Annotated in this window: 24 protein-coding genes; 5 read left to right on the forward strand and 19 right to left on the reverse strand. The window is 72.6% G+C overall.

The genetic code is table 11. The annotated features are described in order from the left end of the window. Positions 1–21: 21 nt before the first annotated feature. The 6 genes from ABGB21_RS09870 to tsaB all read right to left on the reverse strand — a co-directional run bounded on the left by ABGB21_RS09870 (position 22) and on the right by tsaB (position 3,952). Positions 22–648 carry a DNA starvation/stationary phase protection protein gene (locus ABGB21_RS09870; RefSeq protein ID WP_347653347.1) on the reverse strand — a complete coding sequence of 209 codons (627 nt, stop codon included), beginning with the start codon at positions 646–648 and terminating at the stop codon, positions 22–24. Between the two features lie 120 nt (positions 649–768). Next, complete coding sequence (locus ABGB21_RS09875; RefSeq protein ID WP_347653346.1) at positions 769–1,374, reverse strand: YdeI/OmpD-associated family protein; 606 nt, start codon at positions 1,372–1,374, stop codon at positions 769–771. Between the two features lie 35 nt (positions 1,375–1,409). Beyond that, on the reverse strand, positions 1,410–1,664 hold the full coding sequence (locus tag ABGB21_RS09880; protein WP_347653418.1) for a hypothetical protein: 255 nt from the start codon (positions 1,662–1,664) through the stop codon (positions 1,410–1,412). Positions 1,665–1,707: 43 nt separating this feature from the next. After that, positions 1,708–2,754 carry a tRNA (adenosine(37)-N6)-threonylcarbamoyltransferase complex transferase subunit TsaD gene (tsaD, locus tag ABGB21_RS09885; protein WP_347653345.1) on the reverse strand — a complete coding sequence of 349 codons (1,047 nt, stop codon included), beginning with the start codon at positions 2,752–2,754 and terminating at the stop codon, positions 1,708–1,710. After that, on the reverse strand, positions 2,747–3,238 hold the full coding sequence (rimI, locus tag ABGB21_RS09890; RefSeq protein WP_347653344.1) for a ribosomal protein S18-alanine N-acetyltransferase: 492 nt from the start codon (positions 3,236–3,238) through the stop codon (positions 2,747–2,749). Before rimI ends, tsaD begins: the two co-directional genes overlap by 8 nt. A 12-nt stretch (positions 3,239–3,250) precedes the next feature. After that, positions 3,251–3,952: a tRNA (adenosine(37)-N6)-threonylcarbamoyltransferase complex dimerization subunit type 1 TsaB gene (gene tsaB, locus ABGB21_RS09895; RefSeq protein WP_347653343.1), complete on the reverse strand. Its 702-nt coding sequence runs from the start codon at positions 3,950–3,952 to the stop codon at positions 3,251–3,253. 192 nt (positions 3,953–4,144) lie between these two features. Between tsaB and ABGB21_RS09900 the strand changes: the two genes are divergently transcribed. After that, positions 4,145–4,840, forward strand: a complete 696-nt coding sequence (locus ABGB21_RS09900) for a helix-turn-helix transcriptional regulator (RefSeq protein ID WP_347653342.1) — start codon at positions 4,145–4,147, stop codon at positions 4,838–4,840. A 1-nt stretch (position 4,841) separates the two neighbouring features. Here the strand turns inward: ABGB21_RS09900 and ung are convergent, their stop codons facing one another. From ung to glmS, 7 genes are all read right to left on the reverse strand, one after another. Further along, positions 4,842–5,576 (reverse strand): uracil-DNA glycosylase, encoded by a 735-nt coding sequence (ung, locus tag ABGB21_RS09905; RefSeq protein ID WP_347653341.1) that lies wholly within the window; start codon positions 5,574–5,576, stop codon positions 4,842–4,844. Positions 5,577–5,652: 76 nt separating this feature from the next. After that, positions 5,653–6,153: a tRNA (adenosine(37)-N6)-threonylcarbamoyltransferase complex ATPase subunit type 1 TsaE gene (gene tsaE / locus ABGB21_RS09910; RefSeq protein WP_347677409.1), complete on the reverse strand. Its 501-nt coding sequence runs from the start codon at positions 6,151–6,153 to the stop codon at positions 5,653–5,655. Next, positions 6,146–7,231, reverse strand: a complete 1,086-nt coding sequence (locus ABGB21_RS09915) for an alpha/beta hydrolase (protein WP_347653417.1) — start codon at positions 7,229–7,231, stop codon at positions 6,146–6,148. The genes tsaE and ABGB21_RS09915 overlap by 8 nt, the downstream gene beginning before the upstream one ends. 104 nt (positions 7,232–7,335) lie before the next feature. Beyond that, entirely contained in the window at positions 7,336–8,454 is a 1,119-nt protein-coding gene (gene alr / locus ABGB21_RS09920) for an alanine racemase (RefSeq protein ID WP_347653339.1), read from the reverse strand. Positions 8,455–8,533: 79 nt separating this feature from the next. Then, the gene (locus ABGB21_RS09925) at positions 8,534–10,003 is read right to left on the reverse strand and encodes an NAD(P)H-hydrate dehydratase (protein WP_347677412.1); all 1,470 of its coding nucleotides are present in this window, start codon (positions 10,001–10,003) and stop codon (positions 8,534–8,536) included. 37 nt (positions 10,004–10,040) lie between these two features. Continuing rightward, complete coding sequence (locus ABGB21_RS09930; RefSeq protein ID WP_347653337.1) at positions 10,041–10,409, reverse strand: holo-ACP synthase; 369 nt, start codon at positions 10,407–10,409, stop codon at positions 10,041–10,043. A gap of 41 nt (positions 10,410–10,450) precedes the next feature. Then, a complete protein-coding gene (glmS, locus tag ABGB21_RS09935) occupies positions 10,451–12,367 on the reverse strand; it encodes a glutamine--fructose-6-phosphate transaminase (isomerizing) (RefSeq protein ID WP_347677414.1) in 1,917 nt (638 codons plus the stop codon). A gap of 244 nt (positions 12,368–12,611) precedes the next feature. On the opposite strand from glmS, the gene ABGB21_RS09940 reads away from it, so the two are divergent. Both ABGB21_RS09940 and ABGB21_RS09945 read left to right on the forward strand, forming a co-directional pair. Further along, positions 12,612–13,505 carry a hypothetical protein gene (locus tag ABGB21_RS09940; protein ID WP_347677416.1) on the forward strand — a complete coding sequence of 298 codons (894 nt, stop codon included), beginning with the start codon at positions 12,612–12,614 and terminating at the stop codon, positions 13,503–13,505. Between the two features lie 4 nt (positions 13,506–13,509). Continuing rightward, entirely contained in the window at positions 13,510–14,706 is a 1,197-nt protein-coding gene (locus ABGB21_RS09945; RefSeq protein ID WP_347677418.1) for a pyridoxal phosphate-dependent aminotransferase, read from the forward strand. 53 nt (positions 14,707–14,759) lie between these two features. On the opposite strand, the gene ABGB21_RS09950 is transcribed toward ABGB21_RS09945, so the two are convergent. Then, complete coding sequence (locus tag ABGB21_RS09950) at positions 14,760–15,371, reverse strand: PadR family transcriptional regulator (protein ID WP_347653333.1); 612 nt, start codon at positions 15,369–15,371, stop codon at positions 14,760–14,762. A 107-nt stretch (positions 15,372–15,478) separates the two neighbouring features. On the opposite strand from ABGB21_RS09950, the gene ABGB21_RS09955 reads away from it, so the two are divergent. Together ABGB21_RS09955 and ABGB21_RS09960 are read left to right on the forward strand one after the other, a co-directional pair. Continuing rightward, positions 15,479–18,316 carry an FtsX-like permease family protein gene (locus ABGB21_RS09955; RefSeq protein WP_347677420.1) on the forward strand — a complete coding sequence of 946 codons (2,838 nt, stop codon included), beginning with the start codon at positions 15,479–15,481 and terminating at the stop codon, positions 18,314–18,316. 2 nt (positions 18,317–18,318) lie between these two features. Further along, the gene (locus ABGB21_RS09960) at positions 18,319–19,062 is read left to right on the forward strand and encodes an ABC transporter ATP-binding protein (RefSeq protein WP_347653331.1); all 744 of its coding nucleotides are present in this window, start codon (positions 18,319–18,321) and stop codon (positions 19,060–19,062) included. Positions 19,063–19,113: 51 nt separating this feature from the next. On the opposite strand, the gene glmM is transcribed toward ABGB21_RS09960, so the two are convergent. The 5 genes from glmM to ABGB21_RS09985 all read right to left on the reverse strand — a co-directional run bounded on the left by glmM (position 19,114) and on the right by ABGB21_RS09985 (position 24,111). Beyond that, positions 19,114–20,466, reverse strand: a complete 1,353-nt coding sequence (gene glmM / locus ABGB21_RS09965; protein WP_347653330.1) for a phosphoglucosamine mutase — start codon at positions 20,464–20,466, stop codon at positions 19,114–19,116. A gap of 138 nt (positions 20,467–20,604) precedes the next feature. After that, complete coding sequence (rpsI, locus tag ABGB21_RS09970; RefSeq protein WP_347653329.1) at positions 20,605–21,057, reverse strand: 30S ribosomal protein S9; 453 nt, start codon at positions 21,055–21,057, stop codon at positions 20,605–20,607. A gap of 20 nt (positions 21,058–21,077) precedes the next feature. Continuing rightward, positions 21,078–21,521, reverse strand: a complete 444-nt coding sequence (gene rplM, locus ABGB21_RS09975; RefSeq protein ID WP_347653328.1) for a 50S ribosomal protein L13 — start codon at positions 21,519–21,521, stop codon at positions 21,078–21,080. A 336-nt stretch (positions 21,522–21,857) separates the two neighbouring features. Further along, positions 21,858–23,294: a nitrate/nitrite transporter gene (locus tag ABGB21_RS09980; RefSeq protein WP_347653327.1), complete on the reverse strand. Its 1,437-nt coding sequence runs from the start codon at positions 23,292–23,294 to the stop codon at positions 21,858–21,860. Between the two features lie 115 nt (positions 23,295–23,409). Next, positions 23,410–24,111, reverse strand: coding sequence for a methyltransferase domain-containing protein (locus ABGB21_RS09985; RefSeq protein WP_347677422.1), 702 nt, complete (start codon positions 24,109–24,111; stop codon positions 23,410–23,412). Between the last annotated feature and the right edge of the window lie 138 nt (positions 24,112–24,249).

Raw genomic sequence — 24,249 nt, forward strand, 5'->3', positions numbered from 1 at the left:
CGAGCGCCGACGGTCCTCCCGTCAGCCGTCCTGGTCGATCCGCACCGCCGGTACGTCCACCAGATGTTCCGCGATGAACCACACCTGCAGTTCGTTGGTCCGCAGTACCTCGCTGACCAGGATGTCGTTCGTACCGTCGTCACGGTTGTCGGCGGTCTTGTCCACCGCGTCCCGGACCTTCGTGATCACGATCTCGTGCGCTTCGAGGAGCCGGGAGAGCATCGCCGGCACCTGCTCGGCCCCGTTCGGCGGGCGCGGGATCGTGGTCAGCTCCGCCACGTGCCGAGGATCGGCGACGGCGACCCCGCCGAGGGTCTGCACCCGTTCCGCCATCAGGTCGACCAGCTTGAGCTGCTCGTCGGCATGCTTGTCGAGCAGCAGGTGCAACTGGTAGAAGGTGTGCCCCCGGACCAACCAGTGGTGCTTCTTGTACAGGTTGTAGAGGATGATCGTGTCGGCCAGGATGTGGTTCAGCAGCTGGCAACTCTCGGCCCTGGAGTTGTAGCCCAGGGCGATCGGGAACAGGCGTACGTCCCCGAACCGCTGCACCTCCTGGCCGTACTGGTGGAACAGCGGCTGACTGTTCCGCACCTGACCGTCGCTCTTCTCCCCCGCATGGAACGGATCGGCGTGCTTTGGGCTGACCATCCCTGGTTCCCTCCCGATGTCGCTTTCCGGGTCTCGGATCCTCGACCGGCAAGCGCTATACCCGGTGACCAGCCCCGTACGCCCCGCCCGCGGGTCCGGGCCGCCGACGGGGAGCCACGACTACGGCCGCTCCGAGGGCTTGGCCTTCTGCGGGTGGATCGTCTCCTGACGGGCCAACATGGCAACGAACTCGGATATCTTCCGCGCCCGGGTCTCCGCTCGTTTGACGGCGTTGAGGCGGTGGATGAGAGCGAACCGGTTGGTCTTGGTGAGTACGTCGAACATGGCCTGCGCGGCGGGATCGGCCGCGATGGCGGTCAGGAGGTCGGTCGGCACCTCGGCTTCCGACGGCGGGGCGTAGGCGGCCGCCCACCGCCCGTCCGCCTTCGCGGCCTCCACCGCTGCGCGGCCTGGCGCCAGCATCCGCCCCTGTGCCTCCAGCCGGGCCACGTGCGCGACGTTGCGTTGCGACCAAGCGCTGCGGGGCCGGCGAGGCGTGAACCGGATCCACGAGGTTTCCTGATCCCGTTTACGGGCCTGCCCGTCGATCCAACCGAAGCACAGGGCCTCGTCGACCGCCTGCTGCCAGGTCAGGGCCGTGACTGTGCCGCCCTTCCTGGTCAGGGCGAGCCAGACACCGGGTGAGGTCGCGTGGTTGGCCGAGAGCCAGGCACGCAGTGCCTCGGCGTCCGCCACGATCAACTCATCCAGGTCGGCGCTCGGCATGCCGGCAGACTATCGCCGCACACCGACAGAACCGGTCAGCGGTCGACCTGGGTGAAGTCCCAGGAGTGCGGCGGGCGGGCGACGAGCCGCAGCGGCGGCTCCGGCAGCGGCAGCGGGTCGCCGCGCCACTTGGAGATGACCACGACCCGGTCGTCGGCGGAGGAGAAGACCTCGCTGGTGATGTGCAGCGGGCTGTGCTCCACTTCGGGCAGTGCGGTGTCGCAGACCCACGAGACCAGCTCCGGGGTCCGGGCCCGCTCGGCCCGAGCTTCCCACATCCGTACGATCACGTCGGCCATCGCTCCTCCCGCCGCCCTCGGCGCCGCCGGAACACTACACGCTGACGATCGTCAACGGCATCGCGGAATCGGCGGGCAGATCCAGCCGACTCGGCGCCACCCCGGCGGCGACCAGGTGTGATCCGAGCGCTGCCACCATCGCGCCGTTGTCGGTGCAGAGCTTCGGCCGGGGCACCCGGACCTGGATGCCGTACTTCGCGGCCCGCTCCTCGGCCATCGCGCGCAGCCGGGAGTTCGCCGCCACCCCGCCGCCGAGCACCAGGGTCTCGACACCGTTGGTACGGCACGCCTCGATCGCCTTGGCGGTGAGCACGTCGCAGACCGCCTCCTGGAACGAGGCGGCCACGTCCGGCACCGGCACCGGCTCGCTGGCCCGTTCCCGCGCCTCGACCCAGCGGGCGACCGCGGTCTTCAGCCCGGAGAAGGAGAAGTCGAACCGGTGCTCCGCCATGTCCCGGGGAGCGGTCAGGCCGCGCGGGAAGGCTATCGCGTCCGCCGCGCCCGCCCGGGCCTCCCGGTCGATCGGCGGCCCACCCGGGAACGGCAGTCCGAGCAGCCGGGCCACCTTGTCGAACGCCTCGCCGGCCGCGTCGTCGATGGTGGCGCCGAGCGGGGTCACCCCGGTCGCCAGGTCGTCGATCATCAGCAGGGACGAGTGTCCGCCGGAGACCAGCAGGGCGATCGCCGGTTCGGGCAGCGGACCGTGTTCCAGGGTGTCGACCGCGACGTGCGCGGCGAGGTGGTTGACGCCGTACACGGGTTTCTCGGCGGCGAGCGCGTACCCCTTGGCGGCGGCGACCCCGACGAGCAGGGCGCCGGCCAGGCCGGGTCCGGCGGTGACGGCGATCGCGTCGATGTCGGCCAGGGTCACCTTGGCCTCGTCGAGCGCCCGCTGCATGGTCGGCACGATCGCCTCCAGGTGGGCCCGACTGGCCACCTCGGGCACCACCCCGCCGAACCGGGCGTGTTCCTCCACACTGGACGCGAGCGCGTCGGCGAGCAGGGTGTGTCCGCGTACGACACCGACGCCGGTCTCGTCGCAGGAGGTCTCGATCCCGAGGATCAGTGGTTCGTCAGCCATCGTTCGCCTGTTCCAGTTCGGTCCGGTCGAGCTCGGCCCGGTCCAGGTCTGCCTGCATGACCAGGGCGTCGGTGTTGCTCGGTTGGTAGTAGCCGCGTCGGATCCCGACCGGCTCGAAGCCGTACGTCGCGTAGAGCCGTTGGGCCGGGGCGTTGTCCACCGCCACCTCCAGCAGCACCCGACGTACGCCACGTCGGGTCGCCTCGGCCAGCAGGTCGGTCAGCAGCATCCGGCCGATGCCGCCGCGCTGGACGTCCCGGCGTACCGCCACGTTCTGCACCCAGGCCTCGTCGGGCGGGGCGACCGCGAGTCCGGCGTAGCCGATCAGGGCGTCGGAGGCGTCCAGCGCCGCCACGTAGTAGTGCCCGTTCGCGAGTTCGTTCCAGAACATCGCCGGTGACCAGCGTTCGGCGCCGAACAGGTCGTCCTCGATCGGCAGCGCCTCGGTGATGTGCCACCAGCGGAACCGGCTCAACCTGGTCACGGGCCTGGTCACCTACCGCAGGACCGGCTTGCGGCCGGCAGCCGCGACCGCGTCCGGGCGGCGCAGGTAGAGCGGGGTGAGTCGGTCGCCGGGCGCACCGGACCGGACCCGGTCCGCCGCGAGTTCGGCCAACGCGTACGCCGGCGGGTGGTCCAGCCCGGCCCGGGGCGGCAGGCCGAGAATGTCGGCGTACCGTCCCGCCCCCTCGCCGACCGCGACCCGGACACCCAGCTCGGCGGCCCGCTGCGCGACCACCGCGGGGGCGTCGACCGCCGGGCCGACCAGCCGGTCGCCGGTCAGGTCGTAGACCGCCCAGTAGATCTCGCGACGTCGCGCGTCGGTGGCGACCAGGATTGGCCCGACCTCGGGGGCCGCGTCCGAGCGGGGATGGGTGGCGGCGTGGCCGATCGCGTCGAGCGAGCCGACCGCGTACGTCGGAATGTCCAGCACCTGGCCCATGCTCGCCGCGGTGACCAGGCCGACCCGTAGTCCGGTGAACGGTCCGGGCCCGACGCCGGCGACCACGGCGGTCAGGTCGGCCGCCCGGGCGCCGACCTCGGCGAGCACCTCGGCCACCTCCGGGGCGAGCAGTTCACCGTGGGCCCGGGCGTCGACCCGGCTCCGCTCGGCACGGAGCAGCACACCGTCGGCGGTGATCTCCGCCAGCGCGGCGGTCACCGCCGGAGTCGACGAGTCCAGCACGAGTACGAGCACATAGGCACCCTAACCGGGCGGCTCCGCCGCGCTCGCGGGACCCGGCGGTCGGGCGCCCACCGTCGCCCAGGTAGCGGTCCGGCTACCCGACGCAGTCGCAGCGAACCAATACGCCAGCCGAAAAATATGACTCTGAGTCATATTTATGACGTACTGGCATGAGACGCGAACGACTACATGCAATATCCGGGGATGCCCCACTCCCGCCTGACCGCGCTGCTCGCCGCGACCCTGCGCCAGCAACGGGAACGCCACGGTCTCACCCAGGCCGGGCTGGCCGAGCGTACGGGCCTGAACCAGTCGACGATCACCCGGATCGAGCAGGGATCCCGGGCGCCGGGCCTGCCGATGCTGGAACGGCTCTTCGCCGCGCTCGACCTGCAGCTCGCCTTCCGCGTCGAGCCGCTCGACGCCCACCTCGACGCGCGGATCGACGAACTGCGCCGGTCGCCCACCACCGAACGCATCGGCGACCTCCGCCTCGACCTGATGGCCGACCGGCTCGGCGAGTTGCCGTACGTCTGGACCGGGAGCACGGCGGCGCTGCTGCAGGGCGCGCCGCTGCCCGACGACGACCTGGAGATCAACGTCCGCTGGTCCGACGCCGACCAGTTCACGGCCTGGCTGACCCGCAACTGGGCCGAACGGTGGAACGCCCGGTGGGAGGAGTTCGGCTTCGTCCGGATCGATCCGCGCGAGCCCGGGGAGCACCGGTGGCGGGTCGTCGGCGGGGTGGTCCGGGCGCGGATGTGCGACGAGCTGCCGGAGACCATCGAGGTCCGGCACGGCGGCCGGAGCTACCAGGTGGTGCCGCTGGCGCTGGTCGAGGTGACCGACCCGGCCACCGCCGCGCTACTACGCCGTTGGCGCGAACGGCAGGCCGGGTGACTCAGGCTGCGGTCAGGTCCCAGTCGATCGTCGGCAGGCCGGCATCGGCGAGGGCCTTGTTGGCGGCACTGAACGGACGGCTGCCGAGGAAGCCGCGCGGGTTCATCGGGCTCGGGTGACCGGCCTCCAACACCACGTGCGCCGGATTGGTGACCAGGGCGGCCTTCTTGCGGGCGTACCCGCCCCAGAGCAGGAAGACCACCCGCTCCGACCGGGCGTCGAGGGCCCGGATGGTCGCGTCGGTGAACTCCTCCCAGCCCTTGTTGGCGTGGGAGCCCGGCTTGGCCTGCCGCACGGTCAACACCGCGTTGAGCAGCAGCACCCCCTGACTCGCCCAGCGGGTCAGGTTGCCGCTGCGCGAGACCGGCACCCCCAGGTCCTCGGCGAGTTCCTTGTAGACGTTGCGCAGCGACGGCGGAACGCTGACCCCGTCCCGCACGCTGAAGCTGAGCCCGTGCGCCTGGCCGGCCTTGTGGTACGGGTCCTGGCCCAGGATCAGCACCCGGGTCTGCTCCGGCCCACAGAGCCGGTACGCGGCGAAGAGGTCCTCAAGCGGCGGGAAGACCGTCTCGGTCGCGTACTCCGCGGCGACGAACTCGCCCAGCGCGGCGGTGACCGCCGGGTCGAGGTGCGGCTCCAACGCCGCACGCCAGGCCGGCGGCAGCAGGGCCGGAAGGTCCAGGGCCGTCGGGTCATGGGCCGCCGGAGAACCGGTCGCCGCAGAATCCAGGGTCATCGGGGGCTCGCCTCTCGGGTGCACGAACGTTCCCCGCACTCTAGAAGCCCGGTGTGACACCGGACCAGCCGAGCCCTCAGAGCGAACCGAGCCGCTGCGCCCAGTCACCGCCGACCGGGATCAGCGTGACCTCCCGGGTGTCGTCGTCCCGCCGGTCGAGCCGGACCCGCAGATGCGCGTCGGCCAACTGCTCGACCATGCCCTCGCCCCACTCGACCACGGTGACCGCCTCGTCCATCGAGGCGTCCAGGTCGAGGTCGTCGATCTCGGCACGCGGGTCGACCGCGTCCCCGAGCCGGTACGCGTCCGCGTGCACCAGGGTCACCCAGCCGCCCCGGGACCGGTCCGGCCGGTGCACCCGGGCGATCACGAAGGTCGGCGACGTCACGTCGCCGAACACGCCCAGCCCGGCGGCGATCCCCTGGACCAGGGCGGTCTTGCCGGCGCCGAGCGGGCCGACCAGGACCAGCAGGTCACCGGGGCGCAGCAGGTCGGCGAGCCGACGCCCGAACTCCCGGGTGTCGGCCACCGTGGGCAGGTCACGGACCAGCTCGGCACCACGCACCGCGTCAGTCATCCGGATCGGCCTCCGTCGTCGCTCGTCCGGGCAGCCGGTCGAGGAAGTCCAGCAGCGCCTCGTTCACCTCGTCGGCGTGCTCGAGCATCACCACGTGCCCGCTGTCGGGCACCTTGACGTACTCGGCGTCGGGCAGCCAGCGCAGGATCTCCTCGGAGTGGGTGACCGGAGTGATCATGTCCCGCTCACCGACGATGACCAGGGTCGGGGTGTTCCGCAGCGCGGCCAGCGCCGGATAGCGGGCGTGCGAATAGAGGGTACGCAGATACCGGGCCACCGTCTCGGTCGAGGTCCGGGCGTTCATCCGCTCCACGTACGAGACCAGGGCGGGGCTCGGGGTCGGGGTGCCGAAGCCGTACCGGCGGGTGAGCAGCCAGGCGAGGTTGGCCGACGCCCGCCGGGCCCGGTCGATCACCGTGCCGGTGAGTTTCGTGGCGTTGTCGACCACCGGCAGCAGCGGCGCGCCGGCCCGGGCGATGATCGCCGGCAGGCCGAACTTGGTCTCCGCGACCAGGCCGCCGGAGGTGGCCATCAGCACGGTGCCGACCACCCGGTCGCCGAACATCTCCGGGTACCGCTCGGCGAACGCCATGATCGTCATGCCGCCCATCGAGTGCCCGACCAGCACCATCGGGCCGCTCGGCACGGTCCGGTCGATCACCGACCGGAGCGTCTCGCCCAGGGCGGCGAGGTGGTACTCACCCGACTCCAGCCGCCCGGACCGGCCGTGTCCGGGCTGGTCGTAGAAGACCATCCGGTCCTCGCCCCGCCGGGTCAGGACACTGCGCTGGAAGTGGAAGGTCCCCATGTCGAGGCAGAACCCGTGCACGAAGACCAGGGTCGGCCGGCCCGGGCCGGGTGGCGGACCGACCATCTCGACGTGGATCTCGGTGCCGTCCGCGGTCTCGATCTGGCACGACTCGTCGTACGGCAGCTCGCCGAAGGGCTCGTCCGCGTACCGGTCCCCGGGGGCGGCCTTGGAACGGCGTACCACCGCCCGCTCGGCGGCGACCCCGGCGGCGATCCCGGCCGCCGCGACCCCCGCCGCCGCGCCGATGATCCCGGCGACCCGGAGCAGCCCGCTCCGGCCGGCGAACCGCTTCGCCGGCTGGCGCTGGGCGGGAATCAGCGTGCTGACCGGCCGTCGGGTGCCGGTGCCACCGCCAGCGGTGCGCCGGGTGCTCACGCCGGCCGTCCGTCGTAGATCCGGGGCACCCGGACGCCGCCGAACCGGGTGACGATCTCGTAGTTGATGGTGTCGACCGCCTCGGCCCAGTCGTCGGCGGTCGGCCCGCCGTCGCTGCCGTCCCCGAACAGGGTCGCCACGTCGCCCGGGGCCACCGGGTCGTCGCCGACCTCCAGGACGAACTGGTCCATGCAGACCCGTCCGGCGATCCGTCGGGTCCGGCCGGCGAGCTGGACCGGGCCGAGGTTGGAGGCGTGCCGGGGCACCCCGTCGGCGTAGCCGAGCGGTACGACCGCCAGCGTCGTCTCCCGCTCGGTGACGTGGGTGTGCCCGTACGAGACGCCGGTGCCGGCCGGGACCCGCTTGGTCAGGGTGACCCGGGCCCGGGCGGTCATCGCCGGCCGCAGCCCGAACCGCTCCCCCGGCACCGGCGACAACCCGTACAGGGCGATCCCCGGTCGGACCAGGTCGAAGTGGGTGTCGGGCCGGGTCAGCGTGGCCGCCGAGTTCGCCAGGTGCCGGTACCGGGGACGCAGCCCGGCCCGCTCGGCCATGACCAGGCCCTCGGTGAAGACCGCGAGCTGCCGGTCGATGGTGGGATGGCCGGGCGAGTCGGCGTACACCAGGTGGCTCCACACCCCGACCACCTCGACCACGCCCTCGGCCTGGGCCTTCGCGGCGGCGTCGAGCAGCTGCGGCCAGTCGTCGACGGTGGCACCACCCCGGGACAACCCAGTGTCGATCTTGAGGTGGGTCCGGACGGGCTGACCGGCCCGCTCCCCGGCGGCCACCAGCTCGGCGAGCTGGGCGACGCTGGCGGCGGCCAGGTCCACCTTGGCCGCGACCCCCTCGTGCAGCGGCAGCCCGGGGGCGAGCAGCCAGGCCAGCACCGGTGCGGAGATCCCCTCCCGGCGCAGGGTCAGCGCCTCGTCGAGGGTGCAGACGCCGAGCCAGTCCGCCCCGGCGTCGAGCGCGGCCCGCGCGACCGGGAGCATGCCGTGGCCGTACCCGTCGGCCTTGACCACGGCCATCAGCTCGGCGGTCGTCCCGGCCTTGAGCCGGGTCACGTTGTCGCGGATCGCGTCCAAGTCGACGCGTACCTCGGCCTGCCACATGCGCCCAGCCTACTGGGCAGTAGATCGACTTGACGCGAGGTGGACGACAAACGCCGGGCCCCGCGCGCGCCGCCCCGGCTCAGCGGGGCAGCTCGGCGACGACCGGACGCAGCCCGGCCACCACGTCGGGGGCGCTCACCGGGCCGTGCCGGGCCGCCTCCCGGCCGGCCAGCCCGTGCAGGTACGCCGCGGTGAGCGCCGCCCGGTCCGTCGGCAGCCCGGCGGCGAGCAGCGAACCGAGCAGGCCGGCCAGCACGTCGCCGGTGCCGCCGGTGGCCAGCGCGGAGGTGCCGGTCGGGTTCACCGCCGCCCGCCCGTCCGGGGTGGCGACCACCGTCCGGTCCCCCTTGAGCAGCACCGTCGCCTTCATCCAGCTGGCCAGCCGCAGCGCCGCCTCCACCCGGTCCGCGCCGGGTGCCTCGCCGCAGAGCCGGGCGTACTCCCGATCGTGCGGGGTCACCACGATCGGGGCGTCCCGCTGCCGCAGCCACTTCGCCATCGAGCCGTCGACCAGCAGGGTCAGCGCGTCGGCGTCCAGCACCGCCGGCACCGGGGCAGCGAGCACCGACCGCAGTTCGGTGGCGGCGGCCTCGTCGGTGCCGAGTCCCGAGCCGCAGACCCAGGCCTGCACCCGGCCGGCCTCACCGACCCGCTCGGTGGCGACCACCGACGGGTAGTGCCGCAGCACCTCGTCCCGGGCGCCGCCGGCGTACCGGATCATGCCGGTCGGTCCGGCGAGCGCGCCGCCGACGGAGAGCACCGCCGCCCCCGGGTACGTCCGCGAACCGGTCGCCAGCCCGACCACGCCCCGGCTGTACTTCTCCGCCTCCGGCCCGACCCGGGGCCACCAGTCGGTCACGTCCGACCACTCGGTGACCCGCAGCGCCGGATCGGCCCGCAACCACGGCCCCAGCCCGATGTCGACCAGTTCGACCCGGCCGGCGTGGACCGCGGCCGGGCCCACCACCAGGGCGGGTTTGAGGCAGCCGAAGGTGACGGTGACATCGGCGGTCACCGCGGTCGGCAACTCCGAGGGCTGCGGGACGTCGCCGGTGTCGACCGCGACCCCGCTCGGTACGTCGACCGCCACCACGCTGGCCCGGCCCCCGTCCCGGCCGCGCAGCGTGGCCAGCCCGGCCACCAGTCGGGCCGCCGGCTCCCGCAGCCCACCGGTGCCGCCGATCCCGACGATGCCGTCGAGCACCAGGTCGGCCCGGTCCGGCAGCCGTTCCACGGTCCGGCCGCCGGCGGCCCGGAACGCGGCCAGCCCGTCGGGATGCACCCGGTCGGGACTGAGCAGCACGGCGACGACCTGGGCGCCCCGGCCGGCCAGCCGGGCCCCGGCGTACAGGGTGTCGCCGCCGTTGTCACCGGAGCCGACCAGCAGCAGCACCGGGGCGCCGTACGTTCCGCCGCGTCCGGCGAGCAGCCGGGCGCAGTGTCCGGCCAGCCCACCGGCGGCACGCCGCATCAGCGTGCCCGGCGGCAGGGTGGCCATCAGGGCCTGCTCGGCGTTGCGTACGTCGGCCACCCGCCAGGCGGATCTCATCGGCGCTCCCGCTCTGCTCCGTCGGTCCCGTCACCACTCACTGTTCGGCGACCACCATCGCCGAGGCGATCCCGCCGTCGTGCGACAACGACAGGTGCCAGCGTTGCACCCCGCGTTCGGCGGCGATGGCGGCGACCGTACCGGAAACGGTCAACCACGGGCGGCCGTCCGGGGCGGAAACCACCTCGCAGTCGTGCCAGTGCAGCCCGACCGGCGCGCCGAGCGCCTTGGCCACCGCCTCCTTGGCGGCGAACCGGGCGGCGAGCGACTCGGCGGAGCGGGGGTTGCCGGAGACCGTGATCCGCTCCGCCTCGGTGAAGAGCCGCTCGGCCAGCAGCGGGGTCCGGGCGAGTGCCCGGGCGAACCGGTCGACCAGGACAACGTCGATGCCGACTGCGACGATCACGAAATTCACCCTACCGGCGGCCGCCGCCGGCCACGGCTGCCCTACTCCACGGTGACGGACTTGGCCAGGTTCCGGGGCTGGTCCACGTCGTGTCCCCGGGCGGCCGCGATCTCGCAGGCGAGGACCTGCAACGGCACGGTGGTGACCAGCGGGGCGAGCAGGGTCGGGGTCCGTGGCACGTAGATCAGGTCGTCCGCGTACGGCACCACGGCCCGGTCGCCCTCCTCGGCGATCACGATGGTCCGGGCGCCCCGGGCACGGATCTCCTGGATGTTGGAGACGATCTTGTCGTGCAGTACGCCCCGACCGGCCGGAGACGGCACCACGCAGACCACCGGGGTCCCCTGGTCGATCAGGGCTATCGGCCCGTGCTTCAGCTCACCGGCGGCGAACCCCTCGGCGTGCATGTAGGCCAGCTCCTTGAGCTTGAGCGCCCCCTCGAGGGCGACCGGGAAGCCGACGTGCCGGCCGATGAAGAGCACCTGCGGCGCCGACTTCAACTCGCGGGCCAGCTCGCGGACCGGCTCGATGCCGTCGAGCAGCCGACGCAGCTTTTCCGGCATCTCCTGCAACTGGGCCACCACGGCGGCGACCTCGTCGGCGTACTTGATGCCGCGGACCTGGGCCAGGTGCAGGCCGATCAGGTAGCAGGCGACGAGCTGGGTCAGGAACGCCTTGGTCGAGGCGACCGCGATCTCCGGCCCGCCGTGGGTGTAGAGCACCGCGTCGGACTCGCGGGGGATGGTGGAGCCGTTGGTGTTGCAGATCGCCAGCACCCGGGCCTTCTGCTCCTTGGCGTGCCGCAGCGCCATCAGGGTGTCCATCGTCTCGCCGGACTGGGAGATCGCCACCACCAGCGTGGACCGGTCCAGCACCGGGTCCCGGTAGCGGAACTCGCTGGCCAGCTCGACCTCGCAGGGGATCCGGGTCCAGTGCTCGATGGCGTACTTGGCGACCATTCCCGAGTGGTACGCCGTACCGCAGGCGACAATGAAGATCTTGTCCACGTCCCGCAGGTCCTGATCGGTGAGGCGGACCTCGTCCAGGGCGATCTCACCGGTCTCGGTGAGCCGGCCCAGCAGCGTGTCGGCGACCGCCTGCGGCTGCTCGGCGATCTCCTTGAGCATGAAGTAGTCGTAGCCGCCCTTCTCGGCGGCGGAGGCGTCCCAGTCGATGTGGAAGTCCTTGCCGCTGGCGGGGTGTCCGGCGAAGTCGGTGATCTCGATGTCGTCGGCGGTGATCAGGACGACCTGGTCCTGGCCGAGTTCGACCGCTTCCCGGGTGTGCTCGATGAACGCGGAGACGTCGCTGGCCAGGTAGTTCTCCCCGGCTCCCCGGCCGACCACCAGCGGCGAGTTGCGCCGGGCCCCGACCACCGCACCGGGAATCCCGGAGTCCACGGCGAGCAGGGTGAACGCCCCCTCCAGCCGCTGGCAGACCTGCCGCATCGCGGCGGCCAGCAGTCGCGGGCCCTCCGGCTCGCCGGCGGCGCGCAGCCGGTCCAGCTCCCCGGCGAGCAGGTGCGCGGCGCACTCGGTGTCGGTGTCGCTGACGAACTCGACCCCGTCGGCCTCCAGGTCGGCCCGGAGCTTCGCGAAGTTCTCGATGATGCCGTTGTGGATGACCGCGACCCGGCCGTCGTGTGCGCGGTGCGGGTGCGCGTTGCGGTCGGTGGGACCGCCGTGGGTGGCCCAGCGGGTGTGGCCGATTCCGGTGGTGCCGGCGGCGATGCCGGGCGCCGGGGCCGACCCGGCGGAATCCGGGTCCGCCGCCGACCGCTCGGCCAGCGCCTTCTCCAGGTTGGCCAGCTTGCCGGCCTTCTTCTCGGTCAGCAGTTCGTCGTCGCAGACGACGGCCACGCCGGCCGAGTCGTAGCCGCGGTACTCCAGCCGCCGCAACCCGTCCAGCACGATGCCCAGCGCCGGCCTGGCGCCGGCGTATCCCACGATTCCACACATGGCCCGCAGCCTAACCTAGATTCGCTCATCTGATGTGCGCGAAAGGCGCCTGTTTGATCACCTTGCCTGCTCGTTACGGTGTCGCCCGGGATCAACCGGACGAGCAGCACGTGCGGCGGCAGCTCCGGCCTTCACCGGTACATCGGGCGCGACGGGGACGGGGTACCGTGACTGGCGCATCGGCCCGCCGATCTCGGCACCCACCTCCGCCCACCCCTGCTGTCCGCACCTGGAGCCAGACCCGATGACCGACTCTCCGCCCCCCTCCTCGTACAACCCGTATGACCCGTCGGCGGCTCCGGAGCCGCCGACCACGCGGTTCACCCCGCTGCAGCCGGGCATTCCGGACGACGAGGAGCACCAGCCGACGGCGAGGTTCAGTCCGCCGCCGCAGCCGGGCCCGGTTGACGACCTGGCCGCGCCGACCGCCAGGTTCGCCCCGCCGCCGACCCCCGACGCCGAGGAGAACCAGCCGACCGCGAAGTTCGCCCCGCCGCAGCCGGGCCACGGGCAGCCGGCCCAGCCGACCACGTACGGCCAGGGCGGACAGGCCAACCCCTACGCGCCGACCGCCCAGCCCAACCCGTACGCGTCGCCGGCCACCGGTTTCCCGACGCCCCCGCAGCAGGCCGGTTACCCGCAGCCGGGCCAGGACGCCGCCGCGACGTACGCGCAGTCCGGGCCTCCGGCGACGTACCCGCAGTCCGGGCCTCCGGCCTCGCCATACCCCTCCAGCGGGGTCCCGAACCAGGACACCGGCTACGGGGTCTACCCGCCGCAGTCCGGCCCGCCCGGCCCCGGGCAGTACGCGCCGCAGTCCGGCCCGCCTGCTCAGCAGGGTTACCCCGGCGCTCAGCAGGGCTACCCGGGCGCACAGCAGGGCTACCCGGGCGCTCAGCAGGGCTACCCGGGCGCGCCCGGGCAGTTCCCGCCGCCCGTCGCCAAGAAGAGCAACAAGGGGCTGATCATCACCCTTGTGGTGATCGGGGTCGTGCTGATCATCGGCCTCTGCGGCCTCGCCTGCTGGGCCCCGTTCGGGTTCATGAAGGGGATGACGGACCTGGTCAACGAGGGCAGCCAGGTCAGCACCTCCAGCTACAGCCTCGTCGACCGAAGCGGCGTCACCGGCCTAGGGTGACGAGGTGACCACGACCGACAGCGATCCCCTGGTACGCCGGATGCGGCCGTTCGGCACCACCATCTTCGCCGAGATGTCGGCGCTGGCGGTCCGCACCGGCGCGGTCAATCTCGGCCAGGGCTTCCCGGACACGGACGGCCCGGCCGAGATGCTGGCCGCGGCGGTCGAGGCGCTGCGCGGCGGGCAGAACCAGTACCCGCCGGGGCCGGGCATCCCCGCGCTGCGTGCCGCGATCACCGCGCACCAGCGCCGGTTCTGGGGGCTCGACTACGACCCGGACGGCGAGGTGCTGGTCACCGCCGGGGCGACCGAGGCGGTCGCCGCCGCGATCCTCGGCCTGGCCGAACCGGGTGACGAGGTGGTCTGCTTCGAGCCGTACTACGACTCGTACGCCGCGTCGATCGCGCTGGCCGGCGCGGTCCGTCGACCGGTGACACTGCGTCCCGGCCCCGACGGGCGGTACGCCTTCGACCCGGCCGAACTGCGGGCCGCGTTCGGGCCACGTACCCGGCTGGTGCTGCTCAACTCGCCGCACAACCCGACCGGCAAGGTCTTCGCCGCCGACGAACTCGCCCTGATCGCCGAGTTGTGCCAGGAGTACGACGCGTACGCGGTCACCGACGAGGTCTACGAGCATCTCGTCTTCACCGACGCCGGCGTGCCGCACGTTCCGCTGGCCACCCTGCCCGGGATGCGGGAGCGGACGCTGCGGATCTCGTCGGCCGGCAAGACCTTCTCCTGCACCGGCTGGAAGATCGGCTGGGCCAGCGGCCCGGCGCCGCTGGTCGCCGCGACGCTGCGGGTGAAGCAGTTCCTCACCTATGTCAACGGGGCGCCGCTGCAACCGGCGGTCGCGGTCGCGCTGGCCCTGCCGGACAGCTACTACCAGGGCTTCCTGGCCGACCTGCAGGTACGCCGGGACCAGCTGGTCGCCGGGCTGACCGACGCCGGGTTCGGGGTGCTGAGCCCACAGGGGACGTACTTCGTCACCGCCGACATCACCCCGCTCGGCGCGGACGACGGGCTGGAGTTCTGCCGCCGGCTGCCGCAGCGGTGCGGGGTGGTGGCGGTGCCGACCCAGGTCTTCTACGACCGCACCGAGGCCGGGCGCCGCCTGGTCCGGTTCGCCTTCTGCAAGCGTCCCGAGGTGCTGGCCGAGGCCGTCTCCCGGCTGCGCGGGCTGGCAACCGCGACCGCCTGATCCCCGCCGGGGCCGCTGGCCGACCGACACCCCGGTCAGCCGGTCGTCCCGGTTCAGGCGCTGTCGGCGAGGTCGGCACCGGAACCGTTCCGGCCTGTCGGCTCGCCGCCCGTACGGTGGGCCGGGCGGGCCGGGGCGCGGATCCGGTCCCCGTCGAGCAGCGCGGCCTCGGCGTCGTCGAGGAAGGCCAGGTCCGCCGCCACGTGTCGACCGGCGGCGGAGAGCAGCAGGCCGACCACCGGATCCGTCGCCTCCCGGCGCAGCGTGCCGAGATTGCGCAGCTCCCGCAGCAGGTGACCACGCTGGTTGGCGAGCACGGTACGCAGCACCCCGGCCGAATTGGACCGGGCGGCGGCGGTGAGTTTCAGGAAGAAGTCGTCGCGGAACCCGCCGCTGCGGGGACTCGGCTCGGCCAGCCACCGGTCCAGCTCAGCCCGGCCGGCCGGGGTGATCTCGTAGACCACCCGGTCCGGCTTGACCGGCTGCGCCTGCCGCTCGGCGCGGACCAGCTCGTCCCGGGAGAGCCGGTCGAGGATCTGGTAGAGGTGGCCGATGTTCAACGGTCCCCACTGTGGACCGACCGCCGCCTCGAAGGCGCCCTTCAGCTCGTAACCGTGGCTGCGTCCCTCGACGAGCAGCGCGAGCACCGCGTGCTGGATTGCCATAACGCTCCCATCTGGCCGCATCCACGGCCTCTTGCATTGTGACAATGTATGGCGGAGAGTGTCTTCGGCGGCCGAGGAAGATTCTGCGACAGCCGAGGAGAACTGGTGTGTTCGGATTCATCTGGCGACACCTGCGGGCCCGACTCCGGCGGTCGCTCGCCCTGCTCACCGGCGTGCTCGTCGCGACCACCGGCTTCGTGGTGCTGACCAACGCCACCACCTCCGCCCACCTGCGGCTCACCGAGCAGGTTCAGTACGAGACCCGCGCCGCGTACGACATCCTGGTCCGGCCGAACGGCACCCAGACCACGCTCGAGACGCAGCGCCGGGTGGTCCGCCCCAACTACCTCTCCGGTCTCTACGGCGGCATCAGTCTCGCCCAGTACGAACAGATCCGGCAGACCCCCGGCGTCGACGTCGCGGCGCCGGTGGCGATGCTGGGCTACACGATCCACCCGATGTTCGCGTACTTCGACCTCACCGACGCGGTGGACCCGACCGCCGATCGTCAGGTGATCCGGGTCGACCCCACCTTCCTGGGCGAACGCGGCCTGTCCAAGACCGCCGCCAAGCCCCGGTACGTCTACCTGACCCGCAACCGGCTCGCCTATCCGATGGTGGAGGACGGCGGCTTCGGGGCGGACACCCTCTACACCGACGGCGAACGTTACCCGCTGAACGCCTGCACCAACGGCTACATCTCGCCCCGGGAGATCTTCCCGGACGGGCACACCGAACCGGTCTGCAACACGCTGGCCGAGGCCACCACCACCCGTACCGCCCCGGAAACCGACGTCAGCGAGGTGCATGCGGTCCGCCTGCTGCCGGACGGCCGGTTCGAGAACCCGCCGTACAACCCGACCCTCCCGGACTCCGCAGAACCCGCCGTCGACGAACGGCTGGTGCTACCGGTCCGCTGGCTCGTCCCGTTCCTGCTCGCCGCCGTCGAGCCGGAGGCCGAGGACAAGCTCGTCGGCCTCGCCGACGCGGTGGTCGACGGCCGGCCGCTGACCGCCCAGGACGTGACCGTCGAGGACACGCTGCTCGGCAACACCGTGCAGAACCTCCCGGTGCTGGCCGCCAGCCGCCCGTACGTCGACGGCACGGTCAGCGCCACCTACACCCGGTTGCGCCCGGACCGGGTCGCCGGCCTGCAACAGACCGAACTGCTCAGCACGCTCGGCGCCCTGCAGGGCGGCGAACCGACTGGCAGCGGCAGCGTGGAACTGGTCGAGAGATACCAGGAGGACATCCGGACCGCGATCGATCGGGAGACGACCCTGTGGGGCTGGCTGAGCCCGCTGGTCCAGGCCGGACCCGTCGACTACGACCAACTGCCGGACGGCAGCCTGCGTCCCCGACCCACCGAGGGAGACTCGACGGTCTATCGCAACGACGGGTCCAGCACCGTCCTGGTGCCCTGGCTCACCGGCGACCTCGCCTTCCGGTCGATGCGTCGGCTCGCCGTGCCCGATCCCAACGGCCCGAGCCTCCTCGAACCCATGGCCTGGGCACCGGTGGGCATGTTCGACCCCGAACGGCTGACCGACTTCAGCACCCTCTCCGAGGTCCCGTTGGAGACGTACGCGGTGCCGTCGGCGGTCGGCGCCGACCAGGACAGCCGGGACGCGCTCGGCGACCGGCCGATGCTGCCGAGTGGCAACCCCGGTGGTTACCTCTCCAGCCCTCCCCTGCTGCTGACCAGCCTCGCCGGCGCGTCGAAGCTGCTCGAGAGCCGCAAGGACCAACAGGCGACTGCCCCGATCAGCGCGATCCGGGTCCGGGTCGCCGGGGTGGACGGCTACACCGAGGGGGCGGAAGAGCAGGTCCGGCAGGTCGCCGCCCAGCTCGCCGAACGGACCGGGCTGGACGTGGACGTCACCTTCGGCTCGTCCCCGGCTCCGCAGACCGTCGAACTGCCCGCCGGGTCGTTCGGCCGGCCGGAACTGCGGCTGACCGAGGGCTGGTCCTCGATCGGCGTGGCGTCGGTCATCGTCCAGGCCGTCGACCGCAAGAGCGTCGTGCTCTTCCTGCTGGTCCTGATCGTCTGCACGCTGTTCCTGGCCAACGCGGTCTCCGCCGCCGTCCGGGACCGTCGCGGCGAACTGGCGGTACTCGCCTGCCTCGGTTGGCCGGCCCGACGGATCGCCGCGGCGATCCTCGGCGAGGTCGCGTTGATCGGGCTCGCCGCCGGGCTGCTGGCGCTGCTCCTCGCCGCCCCGCTGGGCGCCGTCCTCGACGTCGACGTCGGCTGGCGGCGGGCGCTGCTCGCCGTACCGGTGGCGTTGCTGGTCGCGGTCGTGGCCGGTGCGGGTCCGGCGCTGCGGGCCGCGCGGGCCCACCCGGCCGCCGCCCTCCGCCCGGCGGTCACCCCGGTGCGCCGGGCCCGACGGGTACGTGGCGTACTCGGACTCGCCGTGGCCAACCTGGTCCGGGTGCCGGGACGGGCCCTGCTCGGCGCGACGGCCCTCGGCATCGGCGTCGCCGCGCTGACCGTGCTCGCCGCGATCAACCACGCGTTCCGGGACACCGTGCTGGGCAGCCTGCTCGGCGACACCGTCTCGGCGACCGTCCGGACCACCGACCTGGTCGCCGCGATCGCCACCGTGCTGCTCGGCGCGGCGGCCGTCGCCGACGTGCTGTACCTGAACATCCGCGACCGGTCGGCCGAGCTCGCGGCCCTGCGGGCCACCGGCTGGACCGAGGCCGCGCTGACCCGGCTCGCCGCGTACGAGGGGATCGGGATCGGCCTGCTCGGCGCGGCGGTCGGTGGCGCGCTCGGGCTCGCCGGCGCCGCCGTGCTGATCGGTGACCTGACCGGCGGGGTCCTGCTCACCGGGGCGGGCACCGCCGCCGCCGGGGCGCTGGTCGCCTGCCTCGCGGCGCTCGTCCCGGCGGCGCTGCTGCGCCGCATCCCCACCGGCCAACTGCTCGCGGAGGAGTGACCATGGCGAACACCGGGGTCCCGATCACGATCACCGGCCTGACCAAGACGTTCCGGAGTGGCGACCTCCCGATCGTCGCGCTCGACAACCTGTCGCTCGCGGTCGCCGCCGGTTCGGTGGTGGGGCTGACCGGACCGAGCGGCTCCGGGAAGTCGACCCTGCTGCACCTGGTCGGCGCGATGGAGGCGGCCGACGAGGGCACGGTTGTCGTCGGCGGCCAGGAGATCACCAGGCTCTCCCGGCGGGCCCTCGCCGGATACCGCCGGAGCGTGGGATTCGTCTTCCAGCGCTACCACCTGCTGCCCGCGCTCACCGCGCTGGACAACGTGGTCGCGCCGGTGCTGCCGTACCGGGTCGGGTTCGACCGGGTCGCCCGCGCCCGCGAACTGCTCGACGCCGTCGGCCTGGCCGGCCGGGAACAGGCGCTGCCGGCCCAGCTCTCCGGCGGTCAGCAACAGCGGGTCGCGGTGGCCCGGGCGCTGATCGGCGAGCCGGCGCTGCTGCTGGCCGACGAGCCGACCGGCAACCTCGACTCGACCACCGGCGCGGAGATCATCGACCTGCTGCTCCGGCTGCACGACGAGCGGGGGATGACGATCGTGCTCGCCACCCACGAGCAGCACGTGGCGGCCCGGTGCGACCGGCTGGTCCGGCTGCGCGACGGGCGGATCGCCGAGGAACTCGACCTCACCGGCGGCGACGACCCGGCCGAAACCCTGCACCGGGCGACCCAGCTCCGGCTCTGACCGCTCGTGGGAGGTCAGAGCCGGAGCGCCGTCAGACCCGGCGGGGCGCCGTCAGCAGGGGCTGGCGGCACGGACCTCGGCGGCGATCCGCTCGGCGATCTCCTGGGCGAGATCCAGGGTCAGTGCCTCGACCATCACCCGGACCAGTGGTTCGGTCCCGGAGGGGCGGAGCAGCACCCGACCGGTCTCGCCCAGTTCCGCCTCGGCCCGCGCGACCTCGTCGAGCACCCCCTGCGCCCCGGCGCCCACGGTCCGGTCCCCGACCGGCACGTTGATCAGGACCTGCGGCAGCTTCGTCACCACCGACGCCAGCTCGGCCAGGGACCGGCCGGTCGCCGCCACCCGGGACATCAGGTGCAGCCCGGTCAGGATCCCGTCGCCGGTGGTGGCGTACGCGGGCAGCACCAGGTGGCCGCTCTGCTCGCCGCCGAGCGCCAGCCCGGACGCCCGGAGCTCCTCCAGCACGTACCGGTCGCCGACCTTGGTCTCGACCAGCCGGATGCCGGCCGCGGACATGGCGAGGCGGAGGCCGAGGTTGCTCATCACCGTCGCGACCAGGGTGTCCCGGGTCAGCGTGCCGGCCTCCCGCATGGCGAGGGCGAGGATCGCCATGATCTGGTCGCCGTCGACCTCGTCGCCGTCGGCGGTGATCGCGACACACCGGTCCGCGTCGCCGTCGTGCGCGATGCCGAGGTCCGCCCCGTGCTCCTGCACCGCGGCGCGGAGCGCGTCGAGGTGGTTCGACCCGCACTCGTCGTTGATGTTGAGACCGTCCGGTTCCGCGTGGATCGCGATCACCTCGGCGCCGGCCTCCCGGTACGCCACCGGCGCGACCTCCGAGGCGGCGCCGTTCGCGCAGTCGACCACGATCTTGAGCCCGTCGAGGCGGTGCGGCACCGTCCCGACCAGGTGCTGTACGTAGTGCTCGGCACCGTCCAGCAGGTCGTGCACCCGGCCGATGGCGGCCCCGGTCGGCCGGGTCCAGCCGGCTGTGTCGTTCGCCTCGACGGCCGCCTCGATCCGCAGTTCGATCTCGTCGGGGAGCTTGTGCCCGCCGGCGGCGAAGAGCTTGATCCCGTTGTCCGGCATCGGGTTGTGCGAGGCGGAGAGCATCACCCCGAAGTCCGCCTTGGCCTCGCTGACCAGGAAGGCCACCCCGGGGGTCGGCAGCACGCCGACCCGGACCACGTTGGCGCCCGCGCTGGTCAGTCCGGCGACCACCGCCGCCTCCAGCATCTCGCCGCTGGCCCGGGTGTCCCGGCCCACCACCGCGAGCGGCGGATGGCTGCGGTCGGACTCGGCGAGGGTGTGCGCGGCGGCGACCGCCACCGCGAGCGCCAGCTCGGGAGTCAGGTCGGCGTTAGCGCGTCCGCGTACGCCGTCGGTGCCGAACAGCCGCCCCATGGTTGAAACCTCCGTCAGAGCGCACCCGTGGAAAAGACCTGGAAAGACCTGGAAAGCCCGAACGGCCGGTACCGCCACCGCAGAAAGGGGGGCGGTACCGGCCGTCCGGTCAGTAGTACAAAGGTGTGAAGCTGGTGATCAACGCTTCGAGTACTGGGGCGCCTTGCGGGCCTTCTTGAGACCGTACTTCTTGCTCTCCTTGACCCGGGCGTCCCGGGTGAGGAAGCCGGCCTTCTTGAGGGCGGGGCGGTCGTCCGGGTCGTTCGTGATCAGGGCCCGGGCGATGGCGAGCCGCAGCGCACCGGCCTGGCCGGTGATGCCGCCGCCACGGAGGTTGGCGATCACGTCGAAGGCCTCGGCCTTCTCGGCGGTCACCAGCGGCTCCTTGATCAGCTGCTGGTGGACCTTGCTGGGGAAGTACGCCTCCAGCTCACGGCCGTTGCAGGTGATCTTGCCGCTGCCGGGGACGATCCGGACCCGGACAATCGCCTCCTTGCGGCGGCCCACGGTCTGGATCGGGCGGTCGCCGCGCGGGGCCCGGACCACCGGGGCGGGCACCGGAGCGTCGGCGGTCGCGATGGTGTCGGTCATGCTGTTTCCTTCGCCCGCGCTCACTGCGCGATCTGCTTGATCTCGAACGGCACCGGCTGCTGCGCGGCGTGCGGGTGCTCGGCACCGGCGTAGACCTTCAGCTTCTTGATCAGCTGACGGCCGAGCTTGTTGTGCGGCAGCATGCCCTTGACGGCCAGCTCGATGGCCCGGTCGGGACGCTTGGCCAGCAGCTCCTCGTAGCGGACCTGCTTCAGACCGCCCGGGTAGCCGGAGTGCCGGTAGGCGATCTTCTGCTGACGCTTGTTACCGGTCAGCGCCACCTTGCCCGCGTTGACGATGACGACGAAGTCACCGGTGTCGACGTGCGGCGCGAAGGTCGGCTTGTGCTTGCCCCGCAGCAGCGTGGCGGCGTGGGTGGCCAGTCGGCCCAGCACGACGTCAGAGGCGTCGATGACGTGCCACTGACGCTCAATTTCACCCGGCTTCGGGCTGTACGTACGCACAGGTCTACCTTGTCTCGTCGTCGGTCTGGGGTCACGCACCGGTCGCCAGGCGCGTACGAACGACCAAGCGTACCTGAGGTACGTCCGCACCACCTGCTCGGGGCACGTCCGCTCTTGTCGGCACGCTTTCGGCTGTCACGTGAAAAATTGCTTGTCACACAACAGCAGGCAACGATACCCGGTCGCCGGCCTCGGGGTCAAAACGACCCCGGGCCAGCCGGTCCGGCGCCGGGCCCAGCTCACGGGCAGTCCGGAACCAGCCCTTTCCGGCGCCACGGACACCCGTCACGCGGTCGGCCGAGATCGAGCGCGGGACGACTCCGGCCGCCCCTCTCGTCACACCCCCGGCAGGGCGTGTCGGCGGGCCGGCCGGAGGTAGACCACCCAGGTGACCGCGAAGCAGAGGGCGTACCAGACGATGAAGGCGAGGTACGCCGCGTCGGCGGTCTGGTAGGCCAGGAACGACTGCCGGAAGGCGATGTTGACCAGCACACCGCCGAAGGCGCCGACCGCGCCGGCGATCCCGATCAACGCTCCGGAGAGCCGCCACGCCTGCCGCTGCGCGGTGGCCGCGTCGAGCCGGCCCGACGAGACCGCCAGCCCCGCCTTGGCCCGGAAGATCGCCGGGATCATCTTGTACGTCGACCCGTTGCCCACCCCGGAGAAGACGAAAAGCCCGATGAAGCCGATCAGGTAGAGCGGCAACGACCGCTCGCCGGAGGCGAAGTACACCAGCGCCGCACCGGCGGCCATCGCGGCGAAGTTCCAGAGGGTGACCCGGGCCCCGCCGAACCGGTCGGCCAGCCAGCCGCCGACCGGGCGGATCAACGAGCCGACCAGCGGCCCGAGGAAGGTCAGGTACGCCGCGTCGATCGGGGTGGCGAACTGCTCCCTGAACTGCACCTGGAGCACCTGACCGAAGGCGAAGCCGAACCCGATGAAGGAGCCGAAGGTGCCGATGTACAGCACCGACATGATCCAGGTGTGCGGGTCACGGGCGGCCTCCCGCATCGCGCGCTTCTCGTTGCGGACCCCGGTGATGTTGTCCATGTACCGGGCCGAGGCGAGCGCGGCGAGCACGATCAACGGGAGGTAGACAGCCGGCACCAGCCTCGGGTACGCGGCGCCCGCGGTCGCCAGCACTGCCAACCCGACCAGCTGTACCGCGGCGACCCCGATGTTGCCGCCGCCGGCGTTCAGCCCGAGCGCCCAGCCCTTGAGCCGTTGCGGGTAGAAGAGGTTGATGTTCGCCATCGACGAGGCGAAGTTGCCGCCGCCGACCCCGGCGAGGCAGGCCAGCACCATCAGCGTGCCGTACGACACGCCCGGCTCGATCAGGATCGTCATCGGCACCGCCGGCAGGAGCAGCAGCAGGGCGCTGACGATCGTCCAGTTCCGCCCCCCGAACCGGGCCACGGCCAGGGTGTACGGCAGCCGCAGGGCCGCGCCGAGCGCGGTCGGTACCGCGGTGAGCAGGAACTTGCCGGCCGGGTCGATGCCGTACTCGGGGCCGAGGAAGAGCACCATCACCGACCAGAGACTCCAGACGGAGAAGCCGATGTGCTCCGAGGTGATCGAAACGATCAGGTTGCGCCGGGCGATCGGCGCCCCGGTGGTACGCCAGAAGTCCGGGTCCTCCGGACGCCAGTCGTCGAGTTGGTGCCGGCGACCCGGTGGGCTGGCCTCGGTGGGATGCACCGCCGGGGCGGTGGCCGTACTGTCGGTGCCGCCGGGAGCGGCCGTCGTGCCCGTACGGGCGGCGGTGTCGGTCATGCCGCCCGAACGTAGGAGTCGGCGGTTTCCCGACCGTTCGCGTCACGGGTCGGGCCGGCAACGGTCCGCGCACGACCCGTCCGGCCAGGTGGTGAGACGGGCCCGCCCGACGACCTCAGTCCAGTTCGCGCCGGCCGCCGAAGACGGCGAACCGCCACGCCTTGTAGAAACAGTCGACGCCGACGAAACCGGCCTCGCCCAGCCAGCGGCACTGGTCCGGCACCGGGGCCGGCCGGTCGTGCGCCATCCGCTGCCGGGCGCCGGCGATCTCCTCCTCGGTGGCGCCGAGCGCGGTGATCTGCGCCTGCCACACCTCGTCGTAGCGCAGGTCGAGGTCGGGGGTCGGGCCGGCGACCTGGTCGGCGTTGACGAAGACGCCGCCGGGCACCAGGACCTGCCGGATCCGCCGGTACAGGTCGCGCTTGGTGACGTCGTCCAGGTGGTGGATGGCCAGGGCCGAGACGACCGCGTCGTACGGCCCGCCGGGCAGCGGCCCGGCCAGGTCGGCGACGACCGTCGTGTACGCCATGCCGCGCCGGACGAGGTGCCCCTCGGCGACCGCGAGCATCGCCGGCGCCGCGTCGAGCAGGGTCGACCGGATTCCGGGCACCGCACCGGCGAGCAGCAGGGTGAGTAGTCCGGTGCCGGCGCCGAGGTCGAGCACCGTCGGGACACGTCCGGAGGCGAGCGCGCGGCGCAGCGGCGGGGCGGCCACCTCCACCGCCGTGCCGTAGAAGTCGTCGAAGCAGGGCAGCAGCCGACGCCGGGATTCGTCGTACGTGCCGGCCGCCGCGTCGAAGAGGGAGGCCACCGCCATCACGCTTCTCCTGACAGGTGGAAGATCGGTCCCAGATACCGAAGCCGATCTTAGTCCCGGCCGGGGTCGGCGCCACCATCGTGCCACCGGGATACCGGCCGACCGGCTGCCCCGGCTCTGTGTGAGCGGCTCTTGACA

Source organism: Plantactinospora sp. B24E8, assembly GCF_039871735.1.
Classification (GTDB): domain Bacteria; phylum Actinomycetota; class Actinomycetes; order Mycobacteriales; family Micromonosporaceae; genus Plantactinospora.

Coding starts and splice junctions, on each gene's coding strand:
- ABGB21_RS09870 (WP_347653347.1), bottom strand. CDS start 648: ATGGTCAGCCCAAAGCACGCCGATCCGTTCCATGCGGGGGAGAAGAGC.
- ABGB21_RS09875 (WP_347653346.1), bottom strand. CDS start 1,374: ATGCCGAGCGCCGACCTGGATGAGTTGATCGTGGCGGACGCCGAGGCA.
- tsaD (WP_347653345.1), bottom strand. CDS start 2,754: ATGGCTGACGAACCACTGATCCTCGGGATCGAGACCTCCTGCGACGAG.
- ABGB21_RS09900 (WP_347653342.1), top strand. CDS start 4,145: ATGCCCCACTCCCGCCTGACCGCGCTGCTCGCCGCGACCCTGCGCCAG.
- ung (WP_347653341.1), bottom strand. CDS start 5,576: ATGACCCTGGATTCTGCGGCGACCGGTTCTCCGGCGGCCCATGACCCG.
- tsaE (WP_347677409.1), bottom strand. CDS start 6,153: ATGACTGACGCGGTGCGTGGTGCCGAGCTGGTCCGTGACCTGCCCACG.
- alr (WP_347653339.1), bottom strand. CDS start 8,454: ATGTGGCAGGCCGAGGTACGCGTCGACTTGGACGCGATCCGCGACAAC.
- ABGB21_RS09925 (WP_347677412.1), bottom strand. CDS start 10,003: ATGAGATCCGCCTGGCGGGTGGCCGACGTACGCAACGCCGAGCAGGCC.
- glmS (WP_347677414.1), bottom strand. CDS start 12,367: ATGTGTGGAATCGTGGGATACGCCGGCGCCAGGCCGGCGCTGGGCATC.
- ABGB21_RS09940 (WP_347677416.1), top strand. CDS start 12,612: ATGACCGACTCTCCGCCCCCCTCCTCGTACAACCCGTATGACCCGTCG.
- ABGB21_RS09950 (WP_347653333.1), bottom strand. CDS start 15,371: ATGGCAATCCAGCACGCGGTGCTCGCGCTGCTCGTCGAGGGACGCAGC.
- ABGB21_RS09960 (WP_347653331.1), top strand. CDS start 18,319: ATGGCGAACACCGGGGTCCCGATCACGATCACCGGCCTGACCAAGACG.
- glmM (WP_347653330.1), bottom strand. CDS start 20,466: ATGGGGCGGCTGTTCGGCACCGACGGCGTACGCGGACGCGCTAACGCC.
- rpsI (WP_347653329.1), bottom strand. CDS start 21,057: ATGACCGACACCATCGCGACCGCCGACGCTCCGGTGCCCGCCCCGGTG.
- ABGB21_RS09980 (WP_347653327.1), bottom strand. CDS start 23,294: ATGACCGACACCGCCGCCCGTACGGGCACGACGGCCGCTCCCGGCGGC.
- ABGB21_RS09985 (WP_347677422.1), bottom strand. CDS start 24,111: ATGGCGGTGGCCTCCCTCTTCGACGCGGCGGCCGGCACGTACGACGAA.